This window comes from Vogesella mureinivorans (assembly GCF_007644035.1).
GTDB classification, from domain to species: Bacteria; Pseudomonadota; Gammaproteobacteria; order Burkholderiales; family Chromobacteriaceae; genus Vogesella; species Vogesella mureinivorans.
Window position 1 is genome coordinate 1 of sequence record NZ_VMTV02000644.1, and the last position, 324, is coordinate 324.

1 pseudogene is annotated in these 324 nt (G+C 61.4%); it reads left to right on the forward strand.

What is annotated here, in order from left to right:
• Positions 1-324: pseudogene (locus FLQ44_RS17075) on the forward strand (superoxide dismutase [Fe]); the annotation flags it as partial.

Genomic DNA, 324 nt, shown 5'->3' on the forward strand with positions numbered 1-324 from the left:
TGCCAGCCCTGCCCTACGCCCGCGACGCTCTTGCCCCGCACATCTCGGCTGAGACCATCGAGTATCACTACGGCAAGCATCACCAGACCTATGTCACCAACTTGAACAACCAGATCGCTGGTACCGAGTTCGAGGGCAAGGATCTGGAAACCATCATCAAGACCAGCAGCGGTGGCATGTTCAACAACGCCGCCCAGGTCTGGAACCACACCTTCTACTGGCACTGCCTGAAGCCGAACGGCGGCGGCGCGCCGACCGGCAAGCTGGCGGACGCCATCAACGCCGCCTTCGGCAGCTTCGAGGCCTTCAAGGAGAAGTTCACCC